Origin of the sequence: Candidatus Nitrotoga sp. 1052 (assembly GCF_927312905.1) — a bacterium.
In the GTDB taxonomy this organism is placed as follows: domain Bacteria; phylum Pseudomonadota; class Gammaproteobacteria; order Burkholderiales; family Gallionellaceae; genus Nitrotoga.
Window position 1 is genome coordinate 33,952 of the sequence record NZ_CAKMHQ010000050.1, and the last position, 13,974, is coordinate 47,925.

Consider the following 13,974-nt stretch of genomic DNA (forward strand, 5'->3'; position numbering starts at 1 on the left):
TTTTTCCATAAGAGATAGAGGGGGATAAAGTTTTTGCTTAAGCATACTTCCGCTCCTCACCGTCACCAGATAAATTACTGACACAGCGCCCACACAGAGTAGCGTTTTGAGGATCGCTGCCTACATCGGCGCGATAATGCCAGCAACGTTCGCACTTGATATTCTTGCTCGGCGTCACTTCAATGCGCTCTTCCGCTTCAGATGTAACGCGATGCATGGTAGCACGCGAAGTTATCAGCACAAATCGTAGGTCATCACCAAGACGGGCCAGTACATCGAAACTTTCATCCGCTGCATAAATTTCCACCTCAGCGGCCAGCGCCTGGCCAATCAACCCGGCAGCGCGCACCTCTTCGATGTGCTTATTTATTCTGGCACGCCAGTTACAAATTATCGTCCAGTTTTGTACCAACACTTGATTGTCTGTTATAGGCAAATCTGGCAGGGAAAGCCATACCTGCTGAAACACGCTCACGTCCTGCTGGCCACTCAATACCTCCCACGCTTCTTCTGCGGTGAAGCTGAGTATCGGCGCCATTAACCTCACCAAACTATGGCTGATATGGTGCAGTGCATTCTGTGCAGAACGCCGTGCGTGCGAATTTTTCGCCGTAGTGTAGAGACGATCTTTAAGGATATCCAGATAGAATCCACCCAGTTGCTCGGAACAAAAAGTCTGCAATTTCTGTGCGACCAGATGGAACTCGTAGCGCGCATAATCGCCTGTTACCTCTATCTGCAACCTGCTTACCAGCGCCAGTGCATAGCGATCAATCTCCAGCCATTCTTCCACTGGCAAGGCATCTCGTTGGACATCAAAATCAGCAGTGTTCGCCAACAAAAAACGTAAAGTGTTACGGATGCGACGGTAGCTTTCCACCACACGCTTCAAAATCTCATCAGAGATGGTCATCTCGCCGGAGTAGTCAGTGGACGCAGCCCACAGGCGCAAAATGTCAGCACCCAGCGTATCAAAAACTTTCTGCGGCGCGATGACATTGCCCTTGGATTTGCTCATCTTATGTCCATGGCCATCCACCACGAAACCATGGGTGAGCAATGCATTGTATGGTGCACGGTCATTCATGGCGCAGGAGGTAAGCAGAGAAGACTGAAACCAGCCACGATGTTGGTCCGATCCTTCCAAATACAAATCCGCCGGAAATGACAAATCCTTGCGTCGGTGCAACACTGACTCATGGGTAGTGCCGGAATCGAACCACACGTCCAGCGTGTCGGAAAGTTTACGGTATTGTGCCGCTTCTTCGCCCAACAACTCTTTGACATCCAACGAAAACCACGCTTCTATACCCTGCTGCTCAACGCGCTGCGCGACCTGCTCGGTCAACTCAAGCGTGCGCGGGTGCAACTGCGTGGTTTCATTGTGGACAAAGAACGGCATCGGCACGCCCCAATTACGCTGGCGAGACACGCACCAGTCCGGGCGGTTTGCAATCATCGCTTTCAGTCGCGCTTTGCCCCATGCTGGGTAGAACTGAGTAGCTTCAACCGCATTATTGGCAAGGTCACGCAAGTTTGCTCCTTCTCCCGTCTTCGGAAGGGTCTGCGTGGGATGAACTTGTTCCATGCCGATAAACCACTGCGGTGTGGAGCGAAAAATAATCGGAGTCTTGTGCCGCCAGCAGTGCGGATAGCTATGCTGGATTTTTTCCAAGTGCAGCAGATGCCCGCTGTCCTGAAGTGTGGCAACCACCACATCATTCGCTTTCCATACGAACAAACCACCAACCAGCGGCGTGCTGGCGAGGAACTTGCCATCGTCGCCCACCGGGCTGTCATTAGGCAGCCCGTATTTCTGACCAACAAAATAGTCGTCCAGGCCATGTGCCGGTGCGGTATGTACTAAGCCTGTACCTGCTTCCAGTGTTACATGGTCACCACAAATAATATTTACCCTACGTTTATCGAATGGGTGATGCAATGACGTGCCATCCAGTGCAACGCCCTTGCAAGTGGCGAGTGTTTCCCCATCAATGTCATAGCGATCCAGGCATGCTTGTTTCAGATCAGCAGCCAGTATCAGCAATCCGCGTGAGGTTCGTACCAGCACATAGTCAAAATCAGGATGTACGCTTACTGCTTGATTAGCGGGCAACGTCCATGGCGTAGTAGTCCAAATGACCGCATAAGCTTTTTCATCACCCGGCAAAGACACGCCAAAAGCCTTAGCCAATGAATCATTACTTATGACTTCAAAACCCACATAAATCGCGGATGAAGCTTTATCCTCATGTTCGACTTCTGCCTCGGCCAGCGCAGACTGACAATCCAGACACCAATTCACAGGCTTGCGCCCCTGATAAAGATGACCGCGCTTGAGTATTTTTCCCAAAGCGCGAATGATATCTGCCTCGGTTTGGTGATTCATGGTGAGATAGGGATTGTCCCAATCACCCAACACACCCAGACGAATAAAATCCTTTTTCTGTCTCTCGATTTGCTCGGTGGCGTATTCGCGGCACAACTCGCGAAAGCGAGCGGGCGGCATCTCCTTGCCATGTTTTTTTTCTACCTGCAATTCAATCGGCAAACCGTGACAATCCCAGCCGGGAACATATGGCGAATCGAAGCCGGACAAAGTCTTGCTTTTGACAATTATGTCCTTGAGCACCTTGTTCACCGCATGCCCAATGTGGATATCACCGTTAGCATATGGCGGGCCGTCATGCAGGATGAACTTTGGACGTCCCAGGCTGGTGGCGCGTATTTTTTCATAGCGTTGCTGAGCCTGCCATTGGGCGAGCATCTGCGGTTCGCGCTTGGCCAAATCGCCGCGCATGGGGAAAGGCGTATCGGGAAGATTAAGAGTTTTTTTATAATCAATCATGTTGTATAAACCATTGCTTTGCATTACACACGTCGAGCTCAATTTGCTGCGTTAAACTTTGCAGGTCGAGGTATTTCACTTCATCGCGCAGCTTGTGCAGAAAATCCACGCGCAAATGTTTGTTATAAATTTCGCCCGAAAAATCGAACAGATGCACTTCCAGTACTGGCTTGCCGTTTTGTTTCACTGTGGGACGAACACCCAGGCTCGCTACGCCCTGCATTGGTGGCAGACCATCCCCCTGCACCCTTACTACGAAAATACCGGTAAGCGGCGGCCGATTGTGCTTCAACTGGATATTTGCGGTCGGGAACCCCAACTGCTTGCCTAAACCGTCGCCATGAACCACACGGCCGCTGATACCATAAGGCCGCCCCAAATAACGCTGTGCCGCGCGCAGATCACCTTCAACCAGCGCAGCGCGCACCGCCGTGCTGGATATGCGTACGCCATTATGCGATACCCTATGCATGACCTCCACTTTAAAACCTTGCTGACTGCCTATCTTCTCCATCAACGCAATATCGCCGCTGCGTCGGTTACCGAAACGAAAATCATCGCCAATCAGCACAAACTTCGCCGCCAACTTCTCATGCAGAGCATGAATAAAATCCACCGCGCTCATCTGTGCAAAACTGCTGTTAAAGCGACATACATATACGCGATCCACATCGAGTGTCGCGAAAAACTCAAGCTTCTCGCGCATGCTGGTCAGCCGCACAGGAGCCTCCTGCGGCGTAAAAAATTCACGCGGATGCGGCTCGAATACCAGTACCGCTGTCGGAAGTCCGAGCAGCTGCGCTGCCATCCTTAATTGTTTGAGTAACGCCTGATGACCCAGATGTACTCCATCAAAATTGCCGATAGTTAGTGCAACTGGCGTTTTGTCTGTTGAGTGAAGTCCGCGAAAAATCAACATTCAGGCTGGATCGCCGATAAAAAAGGAGTGCGATTATACCGTGAGAGCAAAGAATGGGAGCGAGGCATTAGGAAATATGCTTCTGAACCATTTTCAGTTCTACTTGACCAATCCTTCGTAATCAAAGATATAAGGAGTTGACTCATGAATACGACGGAAACGAACCTGCTGGATTGGCAGAAACGGTAAGGAGCGGAAGAAGCCTGCGCCCGCGCACTGGCGCAACGACGCTAATCGGAAAGATTCCGTTGTCCGTGATGTGGACATGATCATGGCTATGCCATCACCACGGGCCACAGTTATGCATGCCCCGAGTGTCATTACTAAGCCTCGCTCATGGCTGGGACGCTGTTTCACTCCACCAACCTCTCCTTGACTAAGTGGCTCTGGACAGTCTATCTGGCTGCATCAGACAAGGACGGTATTTTCGCACGCGGCTTTACAAACAAATCGACGTATCCAAGATCACCACCTGCCGGATGCTGCGCAAGATACGCATTGCCATGGGGTATCACGATGGCTTCTATCGCCTGCAAGATCTGATCGAGATTGTCGATGTCCTGATAGGTGGCCGACGCAGTGGAAAGTGGGGGCGCAGCGCCAAAGGCAAATCCCCGGTGCTGTGGTGGTTGAAAATAGAGGTCAGCGTGCCGGTTTTATCGCCATGAAACAGATCTCCGCCATGACAAAGAAGTCGGTGGCAAAGTGTGGTGGGCAGATCTCATTTGCAATATCGCGGAGGACTCGTCGTCAAAGTGACCAACCTTGACAAAAATCAGGCACCCCGCCTTGCAGTAATTTCTTTCCGGGTTTTGAAATTCTCGTGAGTCATCAGGTCATGCTTTTCTAATCAGCTTTATCACATCTGGCAGCGTGTCATTCACAGCATCCAGATTAAGTCTATCCACGGGCTCGCCGTGATTGTAACCGTAGGACACGCAGATTATTGGACAGCCGGCGGCGCGCGCCGCAATCGAGTTATTGGGTGAATCGCCGATCAGCAGCACTTGCTCCACCAGAATGACGAAAAACTTCGCGGCATGCAGTAGCGGCAGCGGGTGTGGTTCGGTGCGCAGAGCGGCGATGATGGAATCATAGCGATGCGGGTCAGTGTCCTTGCCTGCACCATACACATCGGAGCCAGCTACGAAGGTATCGCAACCCGCAGCAGCAATTCCTGCTTTACCATCAGGTGCACATCGATTTCTGCTTGGGTAATCGGACGAATGGCAGAACACACCAGCGGACCAATGGTCAGGTTGGATACGTAATGGTTGTCCATCACGTCGAAGTGGATAATGTCCGCGCCGGAGGCGATGACATTGATGACTTCTTCACTAAGCTTGGCGAAATTAGGGGAGAGAATGCTAGGTGCGATTTTGTACATGGCGACGCCATTAACAAATTTGAATTTGAAGCGCGCATTTACCCAAAACTTTCCAGATGAATAAATCCAACAGCAGCCAGATCTCTGGCTTTATCCTGTTACCCTACTTTCCCCGTCCCAGCCTTATTCATCGCCGCCTCAGAACTGTCCACTGACAGCACGCGCAAGCCCTGCTCTCCGCGCCAGCCACATACCGTTCGTCGTTCGCCAGCGGCCACGGCAAGGCGGTATGCGCCTCGTTCAGCAAAAATTGCCATAAAACTACCTCCGTTTGGCGCAGCTTACCCGACATAGCCCATGCGCGCCGAGATACGGCGCGCGGTTTCCTGTACCAGACCAACCCAGTCGATTTGGCGCCGTTCCACCGGTGCGGACACCGACAAACCGGCAACCGCAGCACCGCTTGCGTCGCGCACCAATACGCCGATACAGCCCACGCCGAGCTCGGCTTCCTCATCATCCAGTGCGTAGCCACGAGCCAGACTAGCTTGAATATCCGCCAGTAGCTGCTGGCGATTGCTGTGTGTATTCACGGTGTAAGCAGGTAAGCGCGTGCGGCGCACATAATCGCTGATCACGCTCTCGCCCGCTTCACCCAACATCAGCTTGCCCACTGCGGTGACATGCAGCGGAGCGCGGCTTCCGACCACCTGCTCTACACGGATCATACGTTGAGGACTGACGCGTTCGACGTAAACCACTTCATCTCCCTGGCGCACGGTGAGATTCACTGTCTCACCGATTTGATCGCGCAACCACTCCATTTCAGACCGCGCAACGGCACGCAGGTCCAGACCAACACGCGCTTGCGCGGCCAGTTGCAGCAGATGAGGCCCAAGCAAATAAGCCCCAGCCTCATCGCGTCTAACCATGCCATGCCGGATCATCGAATCCAGGATGCGGAATGCGGTGGACGGATGCAGTGCGGTCTCCGCCGCAAGGACTTTCAGCGATGTACTGCCTTCTGCAGCAAGCGCGTCGAGCAAAGCAACCATTCGGTCGATGACTTGGATGGATGAGGACACAAGATGAGATTTAGTTTTTTTCATATTTCACATTATGAAACAAAAACTGCATTGTGAAAAGATATTTATTGCCGTAAGATAGCATCAACTTAACTTTGGAAGCCTGTCATGTACCCATCTGCCCATTCCGAGACCATCCCGGCTTTTTGCCAGGGTATCCAATACTTCAACCCTGCATGGCCGGGCTTTAACGAACACGCCTCCCAACCGGCCATCGCAGCGCATGCAAAAGCAGTAAGCGATGCCGCTGATCCATCGGCGGCTTATCAGACGCTGCTGGCCGCCGATGCCTTGCGTTATCTGACCTTGCAAATCTGCGCTGCGAAGTCTTCCGGTCACCCCGGCGGCTTCGCCTCCAGTGCCGAGGTTTACGCGTCACTGGTGATGCTCGGCCACACCAACATCGTCACCGAAGTAGGCCACCACGCACCGGGATTCTATTCTGCGATGTTCCTGGATAGCTCATTAGAGGAGATGGGCATCACCACGGTGCAGCACATGCGCGAGCGTTTCCGCGAAAAGCACGGCCTGCTCGGCCACTTGTCCGGCGCGATTCCCGGCCTGTTGGCACCTGCCGGCCCTCTGGGCCAAGGCCAGCACTTCGCCATGGCCGGTGCCTTCTTGCATCCCGGCACATTGTTCCCGGTAACCATAGGCGATGGCGGCATGGGCGAACCTTATGTATTGAACAGCATGATGCATTTCAATACTGCCTACCCTACGGTGACCAATTTCCTGCCTGCGTTGATATGGAACGGTTACAGTCAGGAGCACCATTCCATGTGCACCACCTGGAGTAACGAAGAAATGATTGCCTACTGGCGCGGGCACGGTTTCGAGAACGTATTGCTGGTGAACGCGAAGGATTTCGACGACCAGAATCAATCCGGTGCCTACGTGGACAGCAGCCTGTTTTCGCACAAGCAGCGCCTGGCGTTTGCCGCAAATGTGTTGCAATCAACCGATGCAGCAGCAAAAAGCGCACTGGGCGGAACCCGCACTGCGCTGATCCTGAAACAATTAAAAGGCAGCGGTGTACACAGGCTAGGCGCCAAGTCGCACAACTTGTACCCCGCCGACACGCTGGACGCAGAACACATCGTCACCGCCCTGCAACGCCGTGCGCTCAACTCGCAAGCCTGGCAGATCGTGCGCGACAACTTCTCTCGCGCCGGCGGAGGTCCAGCTGCGAAGACCGCAGTCACCGAACACGTGTTGCCTATCTCTTGCTTGCCGGCCTTGCCGATCAAGGAGTTTGCACCGGGCGACAAACAGGTACCGGCCACTGCGTTCGGCGCACTGGTGGCATTCGTGGGCCTACATGACAAAAATTTCGTGGTGACCAACGCCGACGGCAACGAAGCCTCGGCGATGTCCAACATTAACGTCGCGTTGAAAATACGCCATCCGGTAAAAGATGACCTGTACCACCAGGGGCCATCCGGGCAAGTTTACGAGCCGCTCAACGAGGATGCCTGCGCAGGCCTGGCGGCCGGGCTAGCTTTGTTCGGCTCCCGTTCGATCTGGCTGTCTTATGAAAGTTTCGCCATCAACGGCTGGCCTATCATGCAGACCGTCACTCAGGCGATGGCAGAACTGCGCCGCAAGACGCCCTCGCTGATCTGCATGTTCACCGCAGGCGCATTGGAACAGGGGCGCAACGGCTGGACCCATCAACGCCCGGAGATCGAGAACTACTTCGCGGCGCAGATGCGCAATGGCAACGTCTATCCCTTGTTTCCCTGTGATGCCAACCAAATCCAGGCTGCTTACGAATGGGCGCTGGACACCTATAACAAGGGCATCATCGTGATCGCCTCCAAGAGCCCTTTGCCGGTGTACACCACGCTGGAACAGGCGCGCCGGGGCATCGCGGATGGAGCGGTGAAATTGTATGAAAGCGCTGCCGGGAAAAAAACCGTGGTGTTTGCAGTGACCGGCGACATGGTGTTGCTGCCGGTATTCGAGGCCAAGGACAAACTGGAAGCGGTCGGACATCGCGTGCGCATCGTCAATATGGCCAATCCGCGCCGCCTGTATCGTCCGACGGATGTGTCCTGGGACACCGTATCAGAACCGGATAACGCCTTCATGGACAACGACCATTTCAACGCGCTGTTCGACGCTGATGCGCTGATCGCCGTGTCCGGTGGACCATCCGGCCCGCTCGAACCGGTGCTGCTGCGCACCCGTGCCACACGCCGCGAAGTGATGGCCTGGAAGCGCGGCGAAACCACCGCCAGCGCCGGCGAGATCATGGCCTTCAACGGCCTGACCGCAGACGCGATGCTGGCAAGGGCGACGGCGATGTTGGGCTGAATCACCATGATCAAAACCAAGATTATCGTGCTCGACGATGACCCGACCGGCTCGCAGACGGTACATTCCTGCCTGCTGCTGACTCGTTGGGATCAGGACACGTTGCGTGCCGCGTTACTGGATGACTCGCCGCTCTTCTTTGTGCTCACCAACACCCGTGGCATCAATACGATGCGTGCCGCTACGGTGACGCGCGAAGTGTGCCGCAACCTCAAGCTGGCCTTGACCAGCCTGGCCGCGCAAGGGTTGCATTTCAATCCGATTTTCGTCAGCCGCTCCGACTCCACGCTGCGCGGTCATTACCCGGTGGAAACCGATGTAATGACCGAAGAGTTGGGAGGTTTCGATGCGCATTTCCTGATTCCGGCCTTCTTTGAAGGCGGGCGTTTCACCCGCGACAGCATCCACTACCTGATGGCCGATGGCGTGGCCACACCGGTTCACCAGACCGAATTCGCGCGCGACTCGGTGTTCGGCTATTCCACCAGCTACCTGCCCGATTATGTCGAGGAAAAAACCGCCGGACGCATCAAGGCGAATCAGGTCGAGCGTTTTCTGCTCGCCCAAATTCGCGGTGACGTCTCGGCGCGCCTAATGGGACTGCACGACAACGTGTGTTGTGTAGTGGATGCAGAAACCCAGGCCGACCTAAATTACTTTGCCGCTCAATTGAAAAATGCCGCCGCCAGCGGCAAGCGCTTCCTGTTCCGCTCTGCCGCCAGCCTGCTCACCGCACTGGCGCAACTACCGCCTCAGCCTGTGGCTGCCAGCGCCATGCGCCAGTACGTGCGCAATGGCAAACCCGGCGCAGTGATCGTCGGCTCGCATGTCAAGAAGACCACGGCGCAACTGAATAAGCTGTTGAAAGAACCGGGCATCATTGCCATCGAAGCGGACGTGGACCGCATTGCCACGGAGCGTTCCGCCCTATTGCAGGAAGTATTGCATCAAGCCGCGCTTGCCCACGCTGCCGGTACAACACCGGTGATCTATACCAGCCGCGCAGAACGCGGCTTTGCCGACCAAGCCGCGCGTCTGGCATTCGGCGAACAAGTTTCCGCATTCCTGATGGACGTGGTACGCGGCCTGCCGACCACACTGGGCTTTCTCATCAGCAAAGGCGGCATCACTTCGAACGACGTGCTGTCCGATGGGCTTGCGCTCAAGGCTTCGCGGGTACTCGGGCAGATTCTGCCGGGCTGCTCAGTGGTGCGTTGTCCGTCCGATCACCCGCGCTATGCCGAGATGCCGGTGGTAATCTTTCCCGGCAATGTCGGTGACGATGATGCACTGGCCACGGCCTATCGCCGCCTGGCTGGGATATGATGATGACCTCACGCTGACACCCACATAACCATGAACGCCGACTTCTTTGATCTGCTGCGCAATGTCCTGCCCAAACACGCCCTGTTGGTCGAGCCTGAGGATTTGCATCCCTACGAATGCGATGGCCTGTCCGTCTATCGCCAGTTGCCATTGGCGGTGTGTTTACCGGAGACCGAAACACAAGTGCAGCAAGTGCTAAAAATCTGCCACCGGCACGTGGTTCCGGTAGTGGCGCGCGGCGCGGGAACTGGCCTGTCGGGAGGCGCGCTGCCGCTAGTCAATGGTGTCATTCTGTCGCTGGCGCGCTTCAAACAGATAATCGCGATCGATGCCGAGGCGCGCACTGCAAGGCTACAGCCCGGCGTGCGCAATCTGGCTATTTCCGAGGCGGCGGCGCGATATGGTCTCTATTACGCCCCCGATCCCTCCAGCCAGATCGCCTGTACCATCGGCGGAAATGTCGCGGAGAATTCCGGCGGCGTGCATTGCCTGAAATACGGCCTCACCGTGCATAACCTGCTGCGTCTGCGTGTCATCACAATCGATGGTGAAATATTGGAGATCGGCAACGAGGCGCTCGACAGCGCGGGCTATGACTTGCTGGCCTTACTCACCGGCTCGGAAGGCATGTTAGCGGTCATCACCGAAGTGACGGTGAAATTGTTGGCCAAGCCCGAACGCGCGCAAGTGATCCTGGCCGCATTCGATGACGTGCAAAAAGCCGGGCAGGCCGTGGGCGATATCATCTCTGCAGGGATCATCCCGGCCGGCTTGGAAATGATGGACACCTTGGCGATCCAGGCCGCCGAGGACTTTGTGCATGCCGGTTATCCGCGCGACGCAGCCGCGATCCTGTTATGCGAACTGGATGGCCTGAACGAAGAGGTTTCGGAGCAGATGTTGAAGTTGCACGACATCCTGAAAAGCAGCGGCGCGACCAGTTTGCGCACCGCCGTGGATGAGGCCGAACGCTTGAAATTTTGGGCGGGTCGCAAAGCCGCTTTCCCTGCGGTCGGTCGTTTGTCGCCGGATTATTACTGCATGGACGGCACCATTCCGCGCCGCCAGTTGCCGCAGGTGCTACAACGCATCAGCGAACTTTCTGTCGAATATGGATTGCGTGTCGCCAATGTGTTCCACGCCGGTGACGGTAACCTGCACCCGCTGATTCTGTACGATGCCAACATTCCCGGCGAGCTGGAGCGCACCGAAGAATTCGGAGGAAAAATCCTGGAGCTGTGCGTGGCCGCTGGTGGAACGATCACCGGCGAACATGGCGTCGGCATCGAAAAGATCGACCAGATGTGCGGCCAATTCAGCGCGCCAGAATTGGCTTTGTTCCATGGCATCAAGCAAGCCTGGGACGAAGCGCGCCTGCTCAATCCGGGCAAAGCGGTGCCGGCCTTGCATCGCTGCGCCGAGCTGGGCGCGATGCACGTGCATGGCGGGCAGTTGAAACATCCTGACCTGCCCAGATTCTGAGCGCGACATGATCACCGAACTGATAGAAAAAATTCAGCATGCCGCAGCTCATAGCCAAACGCTGGCAATTCGTGGCTCTGGCAGCAAGGCTTTCTATGGCGGCGAGTTGCAGGGCGCAACGCTGGATGTAGCTGCTCATCACGGCATCGTTGATTACGCGCCCTCCGAACTGGTGCTGACCGCACGCGCCGGCACACCGCTGAGCGAGATCGAACAGTTGCTGCGCGAGCACAACCAGATGCTGGCATTCGAGCCGCCGTATTTTGGATCCCATGCCACGCTGGGCGGCTGTGTCGCCAGCGGACTGTCCGGCCCACGCCGCCCCTACAGCGGCGCGGTGCGCGATTTCGTATTGGGTGTAGGCATGCTCGATGGCCGCGGCCAGCAATTGAAATTCGGCGGCCAGGTGATGAAGAATGTCGCGGGCTATGACGTATCTCGCCTGATGAGCGGATCGCTGGGCACATTGGGCGTATTGCTCGACGTCTCGCTGAAAGTGTTGCCTCTGCCCGCCGCCGCGCTCAGCTTGCGCTTCGCTTACGATATACAGGCTGCCATCCGGCGCATGAATGCCTGGGCCGGACAAGCACTGCCGCTGAGCGCCACCTGCTGGCAGGATGGTCAATTGACTATCCGCCTGGAAGGAACACAGCGCGCCATTCAAGCGGCACGCGAAAAACTCGGCGGGGAGCTTGTTGCGGATGACACGACATTCTGGCGCGACATCCGCGAACAGCGTGCGGCATTCTTTTTATCGCCGCTGCCGCTGTGGCGGCTGTCCGTGCCCAGTACCGCTGCTACACTCATGCTGCAAGGCACACAATTGATCGAATGGGGTGGTGCTTTGCGCTGGCTACTTAGCGACGCAGTGCCTGGCACGATTCGAGACGCTGCTGCTGCCGCAGGCGGTCAAGCCACCCTGTTTCGCGGCGGCGACAAACACAGCGGGGTTTACCATCCCTTGCCGCCCGCGCTGCTTGCTATTCAGCGGCGCATAAAAAATAACTTCGACCCGCATGGTATTTTCAATCCGCGCCGCCTGTTCCGGGAATTCTGAAACGTAACCATTCCGGCATTCACACTCCTCGCTCATGCAAACCAACCTCGCTGATTTTATCAAACTCACACCCGACGGTCAGGCGGCAGACCAGATATTACGCAGCTGTGTGCATTGCGGTTTTTGTCTGGCAACCTGCCCGACCTACCAGTTGCTCGGCGATGAGCTGGACAGCCCTCGTGGGCGGATCTATCTGATTAAACAGATGCTGGAGGGCGCGCCGGTCACCGCGAAGACGCAACTACACCTGGATCGCTGTTTGACCTGCCGCGCCTGCGAGACCACCTGTCCATCCGGTGTGCAATACGGACATTTGCTCGACATCGGACGCAACATCGCCGAACAGAGCATCCCGCGCGGACTATGGAAAAACATGCAACGTTGGGGACTGCGCAAGCTATTATCCAATCGGCTGCTGTTCGGCGCGCTGCTCAAATTCGGGCAATTGATCAGGCCAGTCGTGCCGACGTCATTGCGCCAACTAATCCCCGCCAGACAAAGCGCCAGCGCATGGCCGAACACGGCACACGCTCGCCGCATGTTGATCCTGGATGGCTGCGTCCAGCCTGCACTGTCTCCCAACATCAATGCGGCAACGGCGCGCGTTCTCGACCGCCTCGGCATACAGTTGATACGCCCCGGCAACGCCGGTTGCTGCGGTGCCCTTGACCAGCACCTCAATGCACAAGACGCCGCCATGATTGCCATCAAACGCAACATTGATGCGTGGTGGCCGCTATTGCAACATGACTGCGAGGCCATCGTCATCACCGCCAGCGGCTGCGGCGTGATGGTCAAGGACTACGGACATGTGCTGCGACATGATCCCGAGTACGCAGCCAAAGCCGCGCGTATTTCCGGGCTGACGCGCGACCTGAGCGAGATCATCGCGGGCGAACAGGCGCACCTGGCCGCGCTGATCTCGCCCGCCCAACGCGAAAAAATAGCATTCCATGCACCGTGTACTTTGCAACATGGCCAGATGATCGTCGGCGTAATCGAACGCATGTTGAGCATGGCGGGTTTCCAGTTAACCACGGTCGCGGATTCCCACCTTTGCTGCGGCTCGTCCGGCACCTACTCGATCCTACAACCCGAACTGGCACGGCAATTACGCAGCAACAAACTCGACGCGCTGAACAACGGCGCTCCACAAACCATCGCCACCGCCAATATCGGCTGCCTGACCCATCTGCAAAGCGGCACCGGCGTGCCGGTGCGGCACTGGATAGAGCTGATCGATGAAGCATGCACACGCAGGACAAAATCGCTTACCGCGCCCTGATTTGCACGGGAGAATCGTTATCAATGTATCTTGAGGCGCTGCATCAAAAGTAACCGATGGTTGGTCTTTAATATGGTTCATCGAAGGCAGCCATCGACCACGCATCTCTTCATGCCGCTAAAGAGATGGAGCTAAATGGTACGGCAAATATTCATATTTTTTCAGTAGCCCCCAGGTTATAGATTCGCTTATGCAAGCGAAAATTAGAGCTGTTTCAAAATGTTCATTCTCTATGATAGATCGATTTATAGATTTACATGAAAGCTGGCGGATGGTTAAATGTAACATCGTTTAATTATAATCAATACTTATAGCTAGCATCAATA

10 protein-coding genes and 2 pseudogenes are annotated in these 13,974 nt (G+C 55.7%); 6 read left to right on the forward strand and 6 right to left on the reverse strand.

Going from position 1 to position 13,974, the window contains the following annotated elements; genetic code table 11:
- Window positions 1–37: 37 nt before the first annotated feature.
- Window positions 38–2,848: an isoleucine--tRNA ligase gene (gene ileS, locus MJ768_RS10415; protein ID WP_239291568.1), complete on the reverse strand. Its 2,811-nt coding sequence runs from the start codon at window positions 2,846–2,848 to the stop codon at window positions 38–40.
- On the reverse strand, window positions 2,841–3,767 hold the full coding sequence (locus tag MJ768_RS10420; protein ID WP_239291569.1) for a bifunctional riboflavin kinase/FAD synthetase: 927 nt from the start codon (window positions 3,765–3,767) through the stop codon (window positions 2,841–2,843). The genes ileS and MJ768_RS10420 overlap by 8 nt, the downstream gene beginning before the upstream one ends.
- A 144-nt stretch (window positions 3,768–3,911) precedes the next feature.
- Here MJ768_RS10420 and MJ768_RS10425 point away from each other — a divergent pair.
- Window positions 3,912–4,473, forward strand: a pseudogene (locus MJ768_RS10425) (transposase); the annotation flags it as partial.
- Between the two features lie 130 nt (window positions 4,474–4,603).
- Here the strand turns inward: MJ768_RS10425 and MJ768_RS15455 are convergent.
- The 4 genes and pseudogenes from MJ768_RS15455 to MJ768_RS10440 form a co-directional block, all read right to left on the reverse strand.
- Window positions 4,604–4,900: a hypothetical protein gene (locus tag MJ768_RS15455; protein WP_445082988.1), complete on the reverse strand. Its 297-nt coding sequence runs from the start codon at window positions 4,898–4,900 to the stop codon at window positions 4,604–4,606.
- A 47-nt stretch (window positions 4,901–4,947) separates the two neighbouring features.
- Window positions 4,948–5,154, reverse strand: a pseudogene (locus MJ768_RS15460) (ribulose-phosphate 3-epimerase); the annotation flags it as partial.
- A gap of 98 nt (window positions 5,155–5,252) precedes the next feature.
- Window positions 5,253–5,411, reverse strand: coding sequence for a hypothetical protein (locus MJ768_RS10435; protein ID WP_239291571.1), 159 nt, complete (start codon window positions 5,409–5,411; stop codon window positions 5,253–5,255).
- Between the two features lie 24 nt (window positions 5,412–5,435).
- Window positions 5,436–6,203 (reverse strand): IclR family transcriptional regulator, encoded by a 768-nt coding sequence (locus MJ768_RS10440; RefSeq protein ID WP_239291573.1) that lies wholly within the window; start codon window positions 6,201–6,203, stop codon window positions 5,436–5,438.
- 84 nt (window positions 6,204–6,287) lie between these two features.
- On the opposite strand from MJ768_RS10440, the gene MJ768_RS10445 reads away from it, so the two are divergent.
- The 5 genes from MJ768_RS10445 to glcF are packed head-to-tail and all read left to right on the forward strand — an operon-like array spanning window position 6,288 to window position 13,648.
- On the forward strand, window positions 6,288–8,498 hold the full coding sequence (locus MJ768_RS10445) for a phosphoketolase (RefSeq protein ID WP_239291575.1): 2,211 nt from the start codon (window positions 6,288–6,290) through the stop codon (window positions 8,496–8,498).
- 6 nt (window positions 8,499–8,504) lie between these two features.
- Complete coding sequence (locus MJ768_RS10450; RefSeq protein ID WP_239291577.1) at window positions 8,505–9,824, forward strand: four-carbon acid sugar kinase family protein; 1,320 nt, start codon at window positions 8,505–8,507, stop codon at window positions 9,822–9,824.
- Window positions 9,825–9,854: 30 nt separating this feature from the next.
- On the forward strand, window positions 9,855–11,306 hold the full coding sequence (locus MJ768_RS10455; protein ID WP_239291594.1) for an FAD-linked oxidase C-terminal domain-containing protein: 1,452 nt from the start codon (window positions 9,855–9,857) through the stop codon (window positions 11,304–11,306).
- Window positions 11,307–11,313: 7 nt separating this feature from the next.
- A complete protein-coding gene (gene glcE, locus MJ768_RS10460) occupies window positions 11,314–12,363 on the forward strand; it encodes a glycolate oxidase subunit GlcE (RefSeq protein ID WP_239291596.1) in 1,050 nt (349 codons plus the stop codon).
- Between the two features lie 34 nt (window positions 12,364–12,397).
- Complete coding sequence (gene glcF / locus MJ768_RS10465) at window positions 12,398–13,648, forward strand: glycolate oxidase subunit GlcF (RefSeq protein WP_239291598.1); 1,251 nt, start codon at window positions 12,398–12,400, stop codon at window positions 13,646–13,648.
- Window positions 13,649–13,974 lie beyond the last annotated feature (326 nt).